Here is a 17,419-nt window from a genome sequence, read left to right as displayed (position 1 = left end):
ATGCATAAATTCTTAGATCATTATCATTTTAATAAACTTTGGAGCACTTTGCCTTTAAAAATGTCTTTCTTTTATTCAAAGGAATACATATATTTGAATCCTTAAATTATTAAAAACCCTTATATTATTCAGCCATGAAAAAACATTACATTTTTCTTTACCTCCTTTTGTTCCCGATAGTTTCCTTTGCACAGGATATTAAATTCAAGAAAGACAAAGTACTAATCGACGGCAAAGAGGCTTTTAATACCGAAAGAGCCGGAACGTTTGGTGCTGCGGGTTACGATATATCTCCTTTAGATTCAACTAAGCCTTTCCTTTCCCTAATATCCAATAATGGCGGAACTCATATGGAACTATCTGATGATTACGTTATCATAAGATTTTTAATCGTGGGGAAAAATCTTGAAATTTCCGGTGGAGATATCAGGAAAGCTTTAAAATTATTACTTAAAAATGAAGTTATTGTAAACGGAAAACTTGATGAATCGAAAATTGATATTTTCATCAGCAATTACGATGAAAACATTTCAGGAAGAACATTAATCAGAAGATAATTGATTATCAAACTTAATAGATACCCGCTCTACAAAAGGTAGAGCGGTTTTTTTATATTTGATAACAGATTATATCTTCAGATATGCATTAAAAAAATTATCCCGAAATCCGCATCAGAGGAAAATGGCTCGATAAAATAGGCTTCGGAAAAGGAAAAATGGTGAATATTCAGCAAAAGAAAAATAAACTGATTATTACCGTTGATGAGTTATAAATATGATATGATGTATTTGTTATTCGCAACATTTAATTATAAAATTCAATCATAAAAAACTCAAATTTTGCACTCTTTTTGGTTAAATACTTTCCGTACCTTTGATTATATCTGAAATTTCAGGAAATTATTCATCATCAATAAACATCACAGCATGAAAATACTCATCATTGGCGGTAACGGAACCATCGGAAAAACAGTAGCAGCACATTTTAAAGAGAACAACGAAGTTGTAATTGCTGGAAGAAATTCCGGAGATGTAACGGTGGATATTGCAGACAGCGATTCCATTAAAGAAATGTTCGAAAAAACAGGAAAACTGGATGCCATCATCTGTATCGCCGGTGAAGCAAAATGGGCTGATTTCAAAGACCTTACCGAAGAAGATTATTATATCGGACTGAAAAACAAACTGATGGGACAGGTTAATCTCGTCCGTATCGGAAAAGATTATCTGAATTCCAATGGTTCTATCACCTTATCTACAGGAATTTTAGCGGATGATCCGGTTGTTCAGACTGCAAGTGCAGCAATGGTGAACGGCGGAATTCACAGCTTTGTACAGGCGGCAGCGCTGGAACTGGAAAACGGAATCAGACTGAACGTTGTCTCTTCCGGAATGGTGGAAGACGCTTATGAAAAATACAGAGATTATTTTCCGGGACACAACCCTATTCCCATGAAAAAAGTCATCAATGGTTACGTAAGAAGCGTAAACGGAAAAGGAAACGGCGAAGTCATCAGAATTTATAACTAAAAAAATATAAGGTTGAATGATGAATAAACTGCCGAAATATTTAAATGATCTCGAAGAAAAAATCTCAAAACACGCTGTTTCAAATCCTGAAATTTCGAAATCAACTGTAGGATGGCAAATCGAACATATTCTGCTGACAATTAATGCCATCATTGAAAACATAGAAAAATCTGATCCCAAAAATTATAAATGGAGCTTTAAGCTTTCGAAAATTATGGTTTTTGCTTTGAATAAAATTCCGCGAGGTCGCGCAAAATCCCCAAAAGTAGTGACTCCGGGACATTATGATGAGCAGACTTTGGAGCAGCATTTGCAATTCACCAAAACGAAAATCAGGCAACTGGAAAATCTTAATCCTGATAAATATTTTAATCATCCTTTTTTCGGAGATTTAAAACTGAAAAAGGCAATTAAATTTCTGGAAATACACACGAATCATCATGTGGAAATAATTAATGATATTTTGAAGAGTAAATGACGAATAACAATCAACTCTTCCACATTATCTGGACAACTTATAATGAATATCCTGTTTGGGATAGAAACGGCTGTTGGAAAAAACTTACTGATACTTACTCGAAATTACGCCACCAGAATATAAGCTGCACATTATCCCACAATTTACCCGATGAATATATCAATAAAACACCACAAAACAACAGGATTCTTTTACAGGAAAAATCTATAAACCAATTGCGGCTTGATATTCATGAACTTTGCAGAGAAAACAGCGACAGAGTAATTGACGGACTTGAAATTAAAGCGCTTCATATTAATGAATCAAAAGTTGAAATAGTCGTGCTTTCGAATATAAAAGTACTCAATCAGAAAATTTCAAGACTGAAAAGCAAAACCTCTTCTGTCCTGTTAAGTTCAAAATATACCGAAGAATTTTCCGGAAACAAAATCTGGGGAAAAGGTTTTTGGTATTCAATGATTTTAAACAAAGAAGATTTGGCGATTGCAATGATACAGAATGGTTTTTCTAAAGAATTTTGAGGAATATGGATTAATTATAAGATTTAATCTGGAAAATAAAACCTACCACACCCAAGAACTTATAGAATTGAAAATGAATAAATAAGCATTATTTAAAATTATAAATAGCTGAATTTAACGTTGGAAATTAACCTGATTTCCACTTATTCAATTTGCGGATTTGTAAAGTAAATTCTATATTTGCCGAAATCAAAAACTAAAAACCGTTGAAATATTTAAATTATACCACAAAAATTACTTTTTATTTGTAAAAGTGTTATTCTATATTTTAACACTTAAAGACACAAGAAAAATTTCATTTAAAATCTACCGCTTACAGTCAGTCATATCCTTTATAAAAAAGATCCGTTAAAAGATTAAAAAACACAAAGTCAGAATTTTAAATTCTTAAAAAGACCAACATTTAAATAAAACATAATGACCAAACAATTAAAGTTTGCAGTTGTATTATTACTAACAGTTGCAAGCATGAATGCAAATGCTCAGAAAAAAGCACCTGCAAAAGCTACAAAGCCTTCTACAGAAAGCAAATCTTCAAAACCAAGCAAGCAGGAAACAATGGATTGGATAGCCGGAAAAATGAAGGAAAACCTAGGATCATACAGAACATTTGTTTCTTATTCCGACGGAAAATTTGTCTATAAAAAGCCATATGAAAGAGAAAACAACTTCTGCACAACAACGATTGACCTTAATAAAATTACAGGAATGAATTCTGAATATTCAGACGATTTCTATGTAACAGGAAAAGGCTGCCTATCAGTTATTTGTGATGGTGAAAAGAATGCTACACTGAATCAGGTATTTTCCATAAGCGGTCCTAACTATAATGACTATTCAGCTCCGTTCAATTTTACCCCGGATCAGATTTTGGTAGAAAGATTAAAAAAAGCGGTTACGACTTTAATTGAATACAACGGATCAAAGAAAGAAGAAGGAGAAGCCTTTTAAAATATCATAAACAAATATTCTTAAAATTAATAACATGAAAAATAAATCAATTTTAGCAGCATCTTTTTTTGCTGTTTCCTTAATGCTTATCTCTTGTGGAGAAAAACCTCAAAACATAGAAATGGGAAAAGAATTCAAAGTGTATGAAAATCCCATTACCGTTTTAAAAGTAGAAGAAAGCAAAATTCTCAGAAACGACAAAGATTCTACCCTGCTTTTTGCTCCCAATGGAAAAAAGTATGTTTATGCAGAAGTGAAAAATCCTAAAAATGAAATGATCTTCATAAAAGCTTTCAATAAAGATGTGGAGGTAAAATATGATGACGATTTATCTTTGTCAGATTACGAACATGATATCGACAAAGGATTTACCGATGATTACTTCCTGATTGATGACAACAGCTCGATTGATAAATTAGTGATTACAGATCCATCAGAATCGCAATTTGTTTTGACGAATCCAAAAATTACAAAATCTACTACTGCAATTTCTCCTGAAGCTCAGAAAATAGTAGACTCTTTTGCTAAAGAAATAAATCTTTTAAATGCTTTTGCTCCATATGTAAAAGATGGTAAAGACGTTCTTTCGATCACGAAAGACGAGGGAGATTTGCCTGTTAACCGTTTGAGCATGAAAGCTGAAGTAAATTACTTTTCCCCGGATGGAAAGCTATATATCTTTAAAGTAACCGATATTATTAAAAACATAGCAAAAGTGTATACAACCTGGGAAAATGGGAAAATTACAAGCATTGTAGTAAAGCCTCATTACAGATAATAAAGCAGATATTAATAAAAAATAGAGTATGAAATTAGGAAGATTATTTGGAATTCTTGCTATTCTGGGAGGAGGTTATGTTACTTACATGGGATATGAAATGATGCAAACCACAGGATCGGTTTTTAAGTTTGTAATAGCAGCGCCGGTTTTTGTTTTAATTGGAATTGCCATGTTATTTTTTCCCGGTGGGGACATTACAACAGCTGAAAGCAGGAATAAGACTAAAGATCCAAAAGTATGGATAAATGAAGCTCCGAAAAGTCACAAAATAGCTTGGCTGGTTGCAGGAGTTGTAGGATTTATCATTTCCATGAACCTCTTTAAAATTTAAATGATAAAGTTTTTAACAAGATTTTGTTGAAATTCTATAAAACTTATACAATGAAAAAAATTAATTTACTTTTACTGATTTTCGGATTCTCCTTTACGATGTTTCAGGCACAAACTTCTAAAAAAAGCATTAATGAAAATCATTTCAAAACATCAGATCTTGTAGATCTTGACTTAAGCAGCAAAGGGTATAATGTAATTACCAAAGCTCCAAAAGGAGCCAGAATAATTCAGGATGGAAAAGATATTGCTGTTTATGGAGGAAAATTTTTCAAAATGACCTTTTCTAAACAAGATTTTTCAAATCCATTTAATGAAGATGAAAAATACAGCAATATTGCCGAGAAAGTAGCAGATATTAAAACATTAGCAAGTGATAAAGAAATGAATCCTGGCTTTGTAAAATTTGAAGCAGAAGATAAAAACGGTTTCCTGAACAGAAGTACAGTAGGCGGTCTATCATTTACTTATGGAGTAAAAGCCGGAGATAATGCCATTATGATCTCTGATGGTATTACTTATGATATATCACCCGATAAATTTACAAAGTATACCGATGAAGATATAAGAGTAATGTATGAAGCTGCAAAAGCAACGGTAGCAAAATAATTATAAAAGTTCTAAAAAGAGTATTTTCATCAGCTCTTAGTTCTGTGAAAGTTTCAGAGTAAACAATACAGAATCCCAGACTTTAGGTTCGGGATTTTTTATATCAGAATAAATGGAAATCGCAAAAACTGTTTTTCCTTTAATTGTTTTCGATATATTTGTTTTCCATATTAGTTTCTAAAATGCTAAAAAACTGATATCCGAAAATAAAATAACCAAACTCAAATATGAAAATTGCTCTTTTCTCAGACATTCACGGTAAAATTCTGTTACCTTTCAAACTTGTTGATCTTTACCAGAAAGAAACGGGCTGCAAAATTGATTTTATCTTACAGTGCGGAGACATGGGAGCCTATCCAAACATCGAAAACCTTGATAAAGCAACGATAAACCACGCACAATACGACAGAGACGAACTCGGTTTTCATGATGATTTCAAAAAAGAAAATCCCGAGATCAGGGCATTTTTGAATGAGCTTAATATTAACATGATCTGCGTTCGCGGAAATCATGAAGACCACGATTTTTTAGATGAACTTGAAAAAGAAAATCCTGACAAAAGCATATTTCCTATCGATATCTACGGAAGAGTTTTCGTCTGCAAATCTGGTTTAGAACAAACATTGGAATCGGAAGATGAAGTTTTACAGTTTGTTGGAATCGGAAGAATCGGAGACCGAAAAGACAGATCCGAAAAGCGCTTTATTCAGGATTACGAAAGAAAGGAAATCAGAAAACTGTTAAAAACTAAAAATACTTTTGATGTCCTGATTACTCACGACAAAGACGACAGCCAAAGCGGTTACGGAATGACTGAAATAAGACAAGTGCTGGACAATGTAATTTTCCAATATCATTTTTACGGACATACGGGAGAGCCTTTTAAAGAGGAAATAGATTCCAACTGCATCACACAGTCTATTAAAATAAAGGAACTGGAATTCAACGAAGACGGAATATTAGAAAACGGCTGTATGATTATTCTCACAAAAGAAAAAGAAGAATTAAGCATTGAAGTTGTTGATCAGAAGCTGACAAATAAAATGACAAAATTTAACTGGAAGTCTCAGTAAAAGAGTATAAAAATTAGTTCAATTAAAACAAAATGGAAAGATTTTCAAACAGTACAGAAGCTGTGATGAATGAAGCTGAAATTGAAATAGAAATCTAATCAAACCCAAACCCCATAATTAAACAAATTATAAAAATGAACGCAACAGAATGGGCAAATAATTATTTCTTAACATTAGAAGAAAAACTTAAAATTCTTAATGTACATTCTTCGGTGGATAAGGTCGTAAGCATTCAGTATAAAGGATTAAATGATTCCGAAATAGATCAAATTGAAGAGGAAATTACGTCAATGTTAAACAATGTTGTACAAACTGTTATTGATGATTATGAATTTGAAGATAATCATGAAGCCATCAATGAAATAAAATACGATTTTGATAAAAAATTTAAATTTAACAGCTATATTAGAGCATTTTACAAAATCAGTAACGGACTGAATATCATATGGCATTCCAATCTGCATTCTTCCGGTTTGGAAAACATCCACACAAAAGATAAAAATATTGAATCTTTCTTTTCGGCAACCCCTGGAGAAGATGCTAGAGCCGATTTTGAAGGTTTCTGTGCTCTGATTCCTCTTCAGGCATTTATAGATCCTTATAAATACTCTATTGAATCTGATTTTGATTATGCAGGATATAATGAAGGGCTAAATAAGGAGGAAGGTTTACAAATGTGCTTTTTAGACTATTTCAATTATTATAACGATACAGCTGTTGTTTTATCAAAAGATGATCCCAATCTCAGCATTATTTTAGGTGAAGACCACAGTGCATCTTATAATGATCTTACCTATTGTGACTTTGTTATTTACATGGAATTTCTACTGGCTACATTTTTTTCGGTTGAACACAGAAGCTCTGAGTTGAAATTACCAAATAATCGAACAGAAACACTGCATGAATTTTTAAAAGAATTTGAAGAATCAGCAACAAAAGATTATAATAAAATCATAGATTTTTTTGCTGATGAAAATATTAAGCCTGAAGATATTTTTAAAAAACCACAATATTAAATCATAAATGAAAAACATACAACTAATTGATCTGGAGAAGCACAGAAATTCTCAATATGAACTTATTGAAGATAAAATCTATAAAAACACAGAAGAGGACATCTATGTTTTTGCAATCAATTTCGAACTGGAAGAAGAGGAAGATTCTCAATATCCGCTTGAAGATGTTTTAGATAAATTTTACCTGCACGTTTCTGATTTTCTTGATGAAGATGCTTTTTACAGCTCAAAAAATATCAGTCTTGAATTAGCAGGAGAATTAGCAGATGTTCAGAACGCCATTCAATCAATTATCGGAAAGAGAGTATATAATTCCGAATATATCGGAAAAGACGGAATTACTTATTTAAAACTGGTGATAGAATAAAATTTAATTGGAAAAATCAGCTCTATCTAAATAAAATCTACATATAAACAATCACAAAAAATGAACAAAAACTTTACAATAGACGATTTACAGGATATATGGCAGAAAGTAAGCATTCTGCACAACGGACAAACATACGGCGGACAAAACAAAAACCAAAAAATAGAATACATCAATCACATCGGAAGTGTGGTATTTGAAATCATCAATGCTTCTAAAAATACTCCTGATTTTAATTTTGATCTTGCCATCAAATGTGCGTTTTTGCATGACACCATAGAAGATACAGATTTCCCAGTCGAAGATCTCGAAAAAGAATATGGCAAACAAGTGAAAGAAGGTGTTCTTGCTCTCACAAAAAATACGGAACTAGCAAAGGAACATCAAATGATCGACAGCTTAAACCGAATAAAGCAACAGCCCAAAGAAGTCTGGGCCGTTAAAATGGCAGACAGAATTTGTAATTTATATGCTCCACCCTATTTCTGGAACGAATCAAAGAAAAAGAAATACCTTGAAGAAGCCAAAGTTATCTATGAGCATCTGAAAGAAGGTAATGAATACTTGGCTAAAAGATTATACGAAAAAATAGAGGCTTATAAAAATAAATGATTAAGATTGAAACACATACTCTTGCAGGACAATTTGATATTGAAATCAAGAAAAACGAAAATTTTTATACCCTTTTAATTATTGCATCCAAATCACAATATTTCAAAGATCACAATGGTAAAGTCTGGAGTGGAAAAATTATCGAAACAGAAAAGCTTTTTGAGATCACAAATCTTATAAAAGAATGTTACAGAAACCCTTCTGTTCCCAAAAGAATAACGATTCTTGACGGAAGATCTATCAAAATCAATTTAAAAGATGATGAATCTCAAATTACATTAAAACTGATAGACATCGATGAAAACACAAACGAATCTGAACTGATACAGAAAATTAAAGAGCTTATAAACGAGGTAATTGGTCATAGCACAACATTAAAGGATTATTTAGATGTTTTTATGTATTAGCCTTCTTAAATTAATGCAAATTCATTTTATTAAATTATGACATACAACGAATTTTACAACAGCATCAACCTTAACAACAATATCGAAAAAAGAGATATGGAAACTTATCTTCTGGCTTTATTGAAGATAGTAGAACACCTAAAAGAACAACCTTTGACAGCCGATTTATTATCGAAAATTCTAATGGATGCATTTACTTCGGAGCCGAAACAATTTGATACAGAATGGTTAAAGATTATAAAAGCGCCGGACGAAAAAAAATTCATCAATTCAAAGACAGGTTCTTCATCCGGCGAATATGATTATACAATTGCCGTTATAAAATTTCAGATTGCAGAGCTGCATAAAATGAAAGGAAAACAGCTGGAAGATGAATGGCGTCATTTTGGAATCGATTCTGAAACTGGCAACCGATGGTATAATTTTGAACCGGATTCTATTTTGGAATGTGGCATGAGATGTTACTTAGACCACGGTGATGATGAAAGTAATGATGAAGAGTTTGAAGTAAGCTGGCTAACTCTAGGAGATTTGCTTGAAATGGGAAGAATTTACGAATAACTGATTGATTCAATTTAAAAATAAAAGCTGTCGTTACAACAGCCTTTTCATTAATAATTATAATAAACATTTGTGTCATACTGAAATAACCTTTAGAAAAAATTCCCGTTTGGATGTTTACAAAACATGAAGAATTAATTTCTTAAAATATGATCTTCTTACCTTGTCATCTGTAAATAAATTTTCATTATTCACCTAAGAACATTTCCTATTATTACAGTACTTTTTTTTAATTGTTAATTTCTGTAATTCTTATATGAAGCTTTTTCAGATTTTGGGAAACAGCCTTTTCCACTTTGCAACAGAGTTTCTGCTTACTTTGAAATAAGCCGCAGTATCATTATTATTCATATTATTGTTTTTCTGATACCGAAGAATCTGCAGGATAGCTTCATCATCGTACGCCCGGAATTTCTTGTTTTCTTTTTCATCAGTAATTTCCTTTTCATCAAAGATTCTCTTTTCCAGTTCAAGAATATCCATTACCGAAAGCCTCGGTTTATTAAGCAACGCTTCGCATTTATCTTTTTTATTACGATAACGCATTTCCAGAATATCAGTATATATTCTCTTGTAATCAGGTGAATTTATTCGGAACTCGGGATGTTGTACTTCTCTATCCATCTGTATAAGGTTGTTTTAGGAATTTTATACTCTTCTATGATTTCGGCCTTTGTTTTTAAATTCTTATTCAGTAATTCGAGAACAAAACTGATAATTTCTTTAGTATAAATATTTTTCCGGTAAGCGGGCAGCTTCTGCTTTTCGCTTGTGCCTGCTTTACTTTTTCCGGAAGGAGAAAAAAGAATAATATGCTGTACATATATCCTGAAAAAATCATACTTAAGCAATTTGCTCCATCTCAAAAGAACATGGGTATCTATGCTTTTCTTTTCGTACATAGAACAAATTTCTTTCTCGGTGCATTTCATGAATTTTTCTATTCTGTACATTTCTATCCCTTTTTCATTCACCACCTCGCGAATAATTTTTCCTATATGAATGTTTTTTATATCTAAAGACATAATTTTTTAAATCTGCTATTTGTGTTATTTACCTTTTTGTTTTTTCATCAAAGTCATTTTATAAGACAACATGAAATTTTTGCATTATTTTATTTTTACAATCCTTGCTTGTTTTGTACAAATATAGATTCTGATATAAATTAAATAGTAAAAATCACAATATTTTTCAATTTAGCTTAAATTAAAATAAACAACTGATAAACAGTTGTTTAAATAAGCTATTTTGTAAATCCAGCGAGTAAAAGTATCTTAAAATACAATTCACCTAAAAAAAATTCTCTGAAGAGTAAAATTTGCAATAAATATAGTTTCCCATTAAAAATATGTAGATCTTATAATTATTCACTAATTTTTGAATTGATTAAGTGTTTGTAATTACTAAAAAATCCATTTGCGTTTTATTTTCAATTCTGAAAAAATTACGAAATTTTTCATCTGTGCATTAATAAAAAAATAAATAAAATCATATCAGTTAATGCACAGCATAGCTGTTCTTTTTTGAGCAGTCTTTTTGATATTCGAAGCCGGCAATATTAAGTATTTATGCCAAATTTCTTTATAAATTAAGTTTTTAAAAGTTAAAAATTCGATGCATACATTTTATTGAAAATTTTAGACTAAAAAATTATTTTGAACGTAACATTTTGATTATCTTTAGTAAAAAAACAGAATGAAAAAACTTTTACCATTTGTATTATCAATTTATAGCTTATGTGACGCTCAGACAACCGTCACAAAATCCTTTAACGATCCTGTTTCCGGAGATAATGCCAATTATCTTACGGCCACCGGAACTCCAAATAATTCCGGAACAGGTGCGAATATAACTTTTAATAATTCTTCTTTGGTGTTAGGCAGTTCTGCACCCGGAGTTTATTCTACTCCTTCAGCTTCTGAAATTTCTACCTTCCCTTCTTCTACTTTGAAACTAACCGGAAGTCCCAATACAGTCTATTATAAACAATCGGCTTCAAAACTTGAAATTACGGGTCTTATAACAACAGATGCCACGCTTAATTTATCTACCAATAACGGAACGTTTATTTCTTATCCTGCGGCTTACGGATATAACGAGACTGATCAGGCACAGGGAACATTCACCTCAACAACCGCCAACGGTCTTTGCAAGGGAACTATAACGCTTGCAGCCGATGCATGGGGAACTTTACTTTTGGCGTCATCCTCCTTTACCAATGTTTTAAGAGTAAAATCTGTTCAGAATTTCAATCTTTATCTTCCGAATGATACTTCTTTTGTATTTCCTATAGGCTCTATTGTTAATACTTCGTATTCATATTATGGAAGCACCTATAAATTCCCTCTCCTTACAACCAATGAGACGGTGGTAAATATTCCGGTAGCGGGAATTAATAACCAGACCACAAGCTCTGCTCAGGCTTTAAGTACAATAGTATTGGCAGCCGGAGATTCGTCTGCCAAAGCAAAAGGATTAAAAATTTATCCGAATCCTGCAGATGATTTTATTAATCTTAAAGGAGATACTGAAAATTACGCAACAGCAAAAATTTACAGTTTAGATGGAAAACTCATAAAACAATCGGATCTGAAATCCGGAAAAGTGCCGGTTTCTGATCTTCCGCCAGCTTCCTATTTTATTGAAGTTTCTGGAAAAAACAGTAAACCTGAGGCAGCGAAATTCATTAAGAAATAAAAACTTTTAGATAAAAAACAAAAGCCGCCCGAAAAATTTTTCGGGCGGCTTTACAATAATTAGATATTAAAACCGGCAAGTAATAATGTATCATCGTTGTTATTCACTCTAATCTGCTCGCTTTTCGGACAGTATAATATGGTATTTTCTAAACTTAGAAGGAAATATTTCCTTAACTACTATATATGATGCAACTCATATAGGTTTGCAGATAAAGATTTAAAAATATGGTATTATTTATTTTTAATCCGCTACCTTTAGAGTTATAAATTCATTCTAGAAAATAAGTATATTATCACTTTTAAATGACGTTTTTTATTGAAAAAAATTCATAAGAAACATACATCTGTCAGGAACAGCAGGACTGAGTATTTTATTCATAAAGTTTACACGAAAGATAAAAAAGTATTAAATATTTTGTTTATAGATCACAAATAAAATTTTTCAAATGACAGGTAAAATTATTGGAATCGGTAACTGTATCCCTTCCGAAACTATTGATAATTTATTTTTTAACAATCATATTTTTTTAGACGATAAAGGTGTTCTCTTAAAAGATGACAATTTCTCACTTACCGAAAAATTAAAGAAAATTACAGGTATTGAAGAGAGAAGATACGCATCTCACGATCAGGTTACTTCAGATCTTGGATTAATTGCTGCAAAAGCCGCCATAGAAGACTCAGGAATAGATCCGGAAACTCTCGATTATATTATTTTTGCCCATAATTTTGGTGATGTACGCTACGGAACCGTGCAGTCGGATATGGTTCCGAGTCTTGCAGCAAGAGTAAAACATCTGCTTAAAATTGAAAATAACTTCTGTGTTGCTTATGACGTTCTTTTCGGATGTCCCGGCTGGATTGAAGGAGTTATTCAGGCAAATGCCTTCATCAGAGCAGGAATGGCAAAAAGATGTCTTATTATTGGAGCCGAGACATTATCCAGAGTGGTAGACATTCATGACAGGGACAGTATGATCTATGCAGACGGAGCGGGAGCAGTTGTACTGGAATACAACAATGAGGATAATTCGGGTATCCAGTCTCATCTTTCAGCTTCTTATACTCTTAAAGAAAAAGACTATCTGTTTTTTGGAAAATCATATGATAATGAAGCCTGTCAGGATACAAAATATATAAAAATGGAGGGCAGAAAAATCTATGAATTTGCGCTTGTACATGTTCCGGATGCCATGAAAAAATGTCTTGATGAAAGCAAATATACCATCGATCAGGTTAATAAAATCATCATCCATCAGGCAAATGAAAAGATGGACGAAGCCATTGTGGAAAGATTTTACCGCTTATACGGATTAAAAATGCCCGAAAATATTATGCCTATGGTGATCCAGAAACTCGGAAACAGCAGTGTGGCAACCATTCCTTCTCTTCTTACCATGATCTTAAAAGGAGAACTGGAACAGCATCAGATCCAGCAGGGAGATATCGTTTTGTTTGCTTCTGTAGGAGCAGGAATGAACATTAATGCTTTTGTTTATAAATTTTAAAATAAAAGATTATTAATTATTCTGGCGGTTATGTTTTTGTAATTCTCTTTCTATCTCATTAACTTCTGTGAGCGGAAGAAGGTAGCTGTCTTCAATGTAATTGATAAGATTTTGATGGGTATGCCTGTTCATCTTTCTGATGAAAAGGTGGTTTCCCGCTTTAAGGGATTCAATAAACTGATCAGTATAAACATCTCTGCTGAAAAATGTCTTCTCAAGAACTGCCCTTTTATCGTCATTTACAATAATATCAGAAAAATCAGTGTTCATTAATACGGTCTGAAAAAAAGATTCTGCCGGAAGCAGCGTATGCAGATAATAATCTTCAAAATCCATAACCCTTTTGTTATTGGTTAAAAAAACACAGGTTTCCCTTGTAAACATAAACCATTTCCCTCCAATGTAAGGCACAACGCCTTTCATAAACTCTCTTTTATAGACATAGGAAGAAATTTTGTGGGTAAGTTCCGTAAAATGATTTTGTATTCTCTGAAGTGTATCTGGTCTGTAAAACTTTTGGTCGTAATAAAAAATATAATTTCTGCCTTTATTAGCAGTAAGAAACTGCCGGATAATATTTTGCGATTTCAAAGGAGAATCTTCACCGCTTAAATTAATAAAGTAGTCCCACTCAATGCTTGCATTAAGAAGATATTCCATCGCATTAAGTTCTGTCTGGATCATGCTGAAACCTCCGGAAACAATGTTTACGCTTTCTAAGATATATACATTGGGGAACCGGACGAGGTAATTCTGTATTTCCTCCGTTAATTCTGCTTTTGCCTTCCGGTCTATATGTATAAGATAGAACTGATCTCTGGTATAAATCTTTTCAAACATTTCTTTAAAGACATCCTGCTTATGATGGATCATAATAAAATATGCGATTCTTACCTGCTTTAAAGATCCGGAAGGAGATTTCTGTGGGTATGCCAGAATTGCATCTGCGTATTTTTGCATAAAGATTAGATTAAAATTATCGGCATTATGCAAACAATTCTGTTGTGCGTGAAAGATAAGAATAAAATTTTGATAATCAATTAATTAAATTAAAGAGTATTCGCTTATTTTATCTTATATTTGCAGAAGCATTAATAAAACAGGTTTCTGCCTTCGCTATTCTGTAATAGTTTAAGATCACAATTTTTCTTTCAGTTTGCTTTTTCAGCCACCCGATTATCAGAGCGATTTCAAGTAGAATTCAGCATTTTTTTATTTGAAAGATGATATGTCATTGTGTGCTGTTCACATTATTTTACTAAAATAATATCAACGCAATACAATAGAACATTGAGATAACAGCAATATAAAACACTGTTTCTCAGCCATAACCTATTCAAATTCTTAAAATGAATTTGCTTACCATAACGGGAAACCGAAATTAATATGATCAGTTTTAAAAATTTAAATTTAATCAATCCTATTGTAAGAGCTGTTACAGAAGCCGGATATTCAAAGCCAACCGAAATACAGGCTTCTGCAATTCCACATATTTTAGCAGGAAGTGATATTTTAGGGTGCGCACAAACGGGAACTGGAAAAACAGCCGCTTTTGCGATGCCTATCCTTCAGCTTCTGAAAAGACAGACACCGGAACATAAATCAATCAGGGCATTGATTCTTACGCCAACACGCGAGCTTGCCATACAGATAGAAGAAAACTTTAAAATATACAGTAAATATTTACCTCTTTCGCAACTCTCTATTTACGGAGGTGTATCGGCCGGAGCACAGCTTTCAGCCCTCAGAAAAAGGGTGGACATTCTGGTTGCAACTCCCGGAAGATTACTGGATCTTGTAAACCAGCGATATATTGATCTTTCCAAAATTGAAATATTCGTTTTGGATGAAGCAGACCGGATGCTTGATATGGGATTCGTAAATGATGTAAAAAAAGTTATTCAGATGCTTCCTAAAAAAAGACAGACTTTATTCTTTTCTGCAACCATGCCGGAAAGTATTAAAAATCTTTCGGAAACAATCCTGAATAATCCTGAAAAAGTAACGGTAAATCCGGTATCTTCTACAGCAAAAAGTGTACAGCAGTCTGTCTACTTTGTAGAGAAAAAAGATAAAACAGGGTTACTCATTAATATTCTTCAAGATAAAGGACAAGAGCGTTCTCTTGTTTTTACCAAAACGAAACATATCGCCAACAGACTTGTTGAACAGCTGGAAAGCGCAGGAATCTTTGCTATGGCAATCCACGGAAACAAATCTCAGACGGCAAGACAAACTGCTCTCAATGATTTTAAGAACAGCAGGATAAATGTTTTGATTGCGACCGATATTGCAGCACGAGGAATAGATATTGATGAACTTCCTAACGTGATTAACTATGAGCTTCCCAATGTACCTGAAACCTACGTACACCGGATCGGAAGAACCGGAAGAGCGGGATCTGAAGGAACGGCAGTTTCATTTTGTGACGATCAGGAACGTAACGATTTAAAAAACATTCAGAAACTGATAGGATTTACAATGCCTGTCATTTCGTTTCAAAAATAAAATCTGTGAAGTCGACAGATTTATAATACCATAATTTTAATACCCATTACCATGCAACAAGGCACAGTAAAATTTTTTAACGAAGCAAAAGGCTTCGGATTTATTTCTCCTGCAGACGGGAGTAAAGACATTTTTGTACATTCTTCAGGATTAAGCACCAGAGAAATCCGTGAAAACGATAAAGTAAGCTTTGATGTACAGAAAAGCGAAAAAGGATTGAACGCAGTTAACGTTAAGTTAGTTTAATCCCATCATCTGATGAAAAAATTTTCTAACATAATTTTACATGATAATCTGTAAATTCATATAATGTTTGACGGTATTAAGTAGATTTACTTTTTATTTTATTATGTTCATCTGCCTCTTGTGTTTCACAAGAGGTTTTATTAATTTTATAGGCAGCGAATAAATTCACCAAATACAATAATAAACAATTATAAGTTTAAAATTTTTAAATAAAAAATAAATTATTAAAAGAACATTTTGTTTTTCACACAAAAATCTATCATTTCAATTTTTGCCCGCTTTTTGCTTTTTGAAAAATATCAACCACTAAATATTAGATCATGAAAAAATTTATCTTTCTCCTTCCCTCTTTTATCTTTTCAGGATTTTCGGCACAGGAAACTACTATTCCTGAAACTCCGGCTAAAAAGGATGTCATTAAAATGAGAGCACCTGAAACCCCAGATAAAATGAACATTATCAAGACAAATGTTACAGCATATGTTTTAAGAAACATCAATCTGTCTTACGAAAGAGCCTTTAGTAAACGGTTTTCCTTAAATATGGGATTTGGGACCATGCCTGAAGGAAAAGTTCCATTCATCAATGCATTTCTCAGCGATAAAGATGAAAAAAGATTTCAGAACCTTGAAGTAAAATCATTCAATTTTACAATAGAACCCCGCTTTTATCTGGGAGCAGGCTATGGAAAAGGATTTTATGTAGCGCCTTATTACAGATACTCTAAAATAACTTCCAATACGTTTGATTTTTACTATGATTATACATTCAGCGGAACAACCTACCAGATTCCATTGAAAGGAAACGGAAGCGCACACGGAAACAGCGGCGGCGTAATGGTAGGTGTACAGTTTTTCCTTACACCAAGTAAAAATCTGATACTGGATTTCTGGATCGCGGGAGCGCATTACGGAAAAGGACAGGGCGATTTTACCATGACGAGTGATGTGATCTTAACCCCCGATATGCAGGCTCAGCTGAAAAAGGAAATTGAAGATCTGGATATCCCTTATGTGAATTACACGGTGGAAACCAATGCAAACGGCGCTAAAGTAAATGTAGACGGACCATGGCTTGGTTTCAGAAGCGGATTGTCTCTGGGATATCGGTTTTAAAAAATTTTATTTAGCTATTTTAAACCGTTCTTTCCGGAGAGCGGTTTTATATTAAATATAATTGTAACGTTTCAATAAAAAGAGTAAATTTCAACTCTTAAAGGTTAA

Annotated in this window: 23 protein-coding genes; 20 read left to right on the top strand and 3 right to left on the bottom strand. The window is 32.8% G+C overall.

The annotated features are described in order from the left end of the window. The first annotated feature begins 134 nt into the window (after window positions 1-134). The 15 genes from AC52CF_RS02385 (at window position 135) to AC52CF_RS02315 (ending at window position 9,235) form a co-directional block, all read left to right on the top strand. On the top strand, window positions 135-557 hold the full coding sequence (locus AC52CF_RS02385; RefSeq protein ID WP_496517786.1) for a hypothetical protein: 423 nt from the start codon (window positions 135-137) through the stop codon (window positions 555-557). 107 nt (window positions 558-664) lie between these two features. Then, window positions 665-772, top strand: coding sequence for a SymE family type I addiction module toxin (locus AC52CF_RS02380; protein WP_496518200.1), 108 nt, complete (start codon window positions 665-667; stop codon window positions 770-772). Between the two features lie 154 nt (window positions 773-926). Next, a complete protein-coding gene (locus tag AC52CF_RS02375) occupies window positions 927-1,529 on the top strand; it encodes a short chain dehydrogenase (protein ID WP_214590945.1) in 603 nt (200 codons plus the stop codon). A 16-nt stretch (window positions 1,530-1,545) separates the two neighbouring features. Beyond that, window positions 1,546-2,007: a DinB family protein gene (locus AC52CF_RS02370; RefSeq protein WP_214590946.1), complete on the top strand. Its 462-nt coding sequence runs from the start codon at window positions 1,546-1,548 to the stop codon at window positions 2,005-2,007. Beyond that, complete coding sequence (locus AC52CF_RS02365) at window positions 2,004-2,528, top strand: hypothetical protein (protein WP_214590947.1); 525 nt, start codon at window positions 2,004-2,006, stop codon at window positions 2,526-2,528. Before AC52CF_RS02370 ends, AC52CF_RS02365 begins: the two co-directional genes overlap by 4 nt. 417 nt (window positions 2,529-2,945) lie before the next feature. Continuing rightward, window positions 2,946-3,479, top strand: a complete 534-nt coding sequence (locus AC52CF_RS02360; RefSeq protein ID WP_290263509.1) for a hypothetical protein — start codon at window positions 2,946-2,948, stop codon at window positions 3,477-3,479. A gap of 34 nt (window positions 3,480-3,513) precedes the next feature. Then, window positions 3,514-4,257, top strand: coding sequence for a hypothetical protein (locus tag AC52CF_RS02355; protein ID WP_214590949.1), 744 nt, complete (start codon window positions 3,514-3,516; stop codon window positions 4,255-4,257). A gap of 28 nt (window positions 4,258-4,285) precedes the next feature. Continuing rightward, window positions 4,286-4,591, top strand: coding sequence for a hypothetical protein (locus tag AC52CF_RS02350; RefSeq protein ID WP_214590950.1), 306 nt, complete (start codon window positions 4,286-4,288; stop codon window positions 4,589-4,591). Between the two features lie 50 nt (window positions 4,592-4,641). Then, window positions 4,642-5,199 carry a hypothetical protein gene (locus tag AC52CF_RS02345; protein ID WP_214590951.1) on the top strand — a complete coding sequence of 186 codons (558 nt, stop codon included), beginning with the start codon at window positions 4,642-4,644 and terminating at the stop codon, window positions 5,197-5,199. A 227-nt stretch (window positions 5,200-5,426) separates the two neighbouring features. Continuing rightward, the gene (locus AC52CF_RS02340) at window positions 5,427-6,272 is read left to right on the top strand and encodes a metallophosphoesterase family protein (RefSeq protein WP_214590952.1); all 846 of its coding nucleotides are present in this window, start codon (window positions 5,427-5,429) and stop codon (window positions 6,270-6,272) included. A gap of 134 nt (window positions 6,273-6,406) precedes the next feature. Then, a complete protein-coding gene (locus tag AC52CF_RS02335) occupies window positions 6,407-7,288 on the top strand; it encodes a hypothetical protein (protein WP_214590953.1) in 882 nt (293 codons plus the stop codon). 7 nt (window positions 7,289-7,295) lie between these two features. Next, entirely contained in the window at window positions 7,296-7,655 is a 360-nt protein-coding gene (locus AC52CF_RS02330) for a hypothetical protein (RefSeq protein WP_214590954.1), read from the top strand. 60 nt (window positions 7,656-7,715) lie between these two features. Next, a complete protein-coding gene (locus tag AC52CF_RS02325) occupies window positions 7,716-8,267 on the top strand; it encodes a bifunctional (p)ppGpp synthetase/guanosine-3',5'-bis(diphosphate) 3'-pyrophosphohydrolase (protein ID WP_214590955.1) in 552 nt (183 codons plus the stop codon). After that, window positions 8,264-8,674: a hypothetical protein gene (locus AC52CF_RS02320; protein WP_214590956.1), complete on the top strand. Its 411-nt coding sequence runs from the start codon at window positions 8,264-8,266 to the stop codon at window positions 8,672-8,674. Before AC52CF_RS02325 ends, AC52CF_RS02320 begins: the two co-directional genes overlap by 4 nt. 36 nt (window positions 8,675-8,710) lie before the next feature. Continuing rightward, the gene (locus AC52CF_RS02315) at window positions 8,711-9,235 is read left to right on the top strand and encodes a hypothetical protein (RefSeq protein WP_290263552.1); all 525 of its coding nucleotides are present in this window, start codon (window positions 8,711-8,713) and stop codon (window positions 9,233-9,235) included. Window positions 9,236-9,502: 267 nt separating this feature from the next. On the opposite strand, the gene AC52CF_RS02310 is transcribed toward AC52CF_RS02315, so the two are convergent. Both AC52CF_RS02310 and AC52CF_RS02305 read right to left on the bottom strand, forming a co-directional pair. Then, window positions 9,503-9,859, bottom strand: coding sequence for a helix-turn-helix domain-containing protein (locus tag AC52CF_RS02310; protein ID WP_214590958.1), 357 nt, complete (start codon window positions 9,857-9,859; stop codon window positions 9,503-9,505). Next, window positions 9,823-10,260 (bottom strand): transposase, encoded by a 438-nt coding sequence (locus AC52CF_RS02305; protein WP_214590959.1) that lies wholly within the window; start codon window positions 10,258-10,260, stop codon window positions 9,823-9,825. The genes AC52CF_RS02310 and AC52CF_RS02305 overlap by 37 nt, the downstream gene beginning before the upstream one ends. A gap of 670 nt (window positions 10,261-10,930) precedes the next feature. Between AC52CF_RS02305 and AC52CF_RS02300 the strand changes: the two genes are divergently transcribed. Next, window positions 10,931-11,932, top strand: coding sequence for a T9SS type A sorting domain-containing protein (locus AC52CF_RS02300; protein ID WP_290263555.1), 1,002 nt, complete (start codon window positions 10,931-10,933; stop codon window positions 11,930-11,932). Window positions 11,933-12,380: 448 nt separating this feature from the next. Continuing rightward, complete coding sequence (locus AC52CF_RS02295) at window positions 12,381-13,442, top strand: 3-oxoacyl-ACP synthase III family protein (protein WP_235131880.1); 1,062 nt, start codon at window positions 12,381-12,383, stop codon at window positions 13,440-13,442. A gap of 12 nt (window positions 13,443-13,454) precedes the next feature. Here the strand turns inward: AC52CF_RS02295 and AC52CF_RS02290 are convergent, their stop codons facing one another. Continuing rightward, window positions 13,455-14,402 (bottom strand): beta-1,6-N-acetylglucosaminyltransferase, encoded by a 948-nt coding sequence (locus tag AC52CF_RS02290; RefSeq protein ID WP_496517785.1) that lies wholly within the window; start codon window positions 14,400-14,402, stop codon window positions 13,455-13,457. Window positions 14,403-14,831: 429 nt separating this feature from the next. On the opposite strand from AC52CF_RS02290, the gene AC52CF_RS02285 reads away from it, so the two are divergent. The 3 genes from AC52CF_RS02285 (at window position 14,832) to AC52CF_RS02275 (ending at window position 17,311) form a co-directional block, all read left to right on the top strand. Continuing rightward, the gene (locus tag AC52CF_RS02285; RefSeq protein ID WP_214591141.1) at window positions 14,832-15,950 is read left to right on the top strand and encodes a DEAD/DEAH box helicase; all 1,119 of its coding nucleotides are present in this window, start codon (window positions 14,832-14,834) and stop codon (window positions 15,948-15,950) included. Between the two features lie 51 nt (window positions 15,951-16,001). Next, window positions 16,002-16,196, top strand: coding sequence for a cold-shock protein (locus AC52CF_RS02280; protein ID WP_214590963.1), 195 nt, complete (start codon window positions 16,002-16,004; stop codon window positions 16,194-16,196). A gap of 320 nt (window positions 16,197-16,516) precedes the next feature. Beyond that, on the top strand, window positions 16,517-17,311 hold the full coding sequence (locus AC52CF_RS02275) for a DUF3575 domain-containing protein (protein WP_214590964.1): 795 nt from the start codon (window positions 16,517-16,519) through the stop codon (window positions 17,309-17,311). Window positions 17,312-17,419 lie beyond the last annotated feature (108 nt).

It is taken from the genome of Chryseobacterium sp. 2P, assembly GCF_059579425.1.
This window is presented reverse-complemented; position numbering and strand designations above follow the sequence as displayed.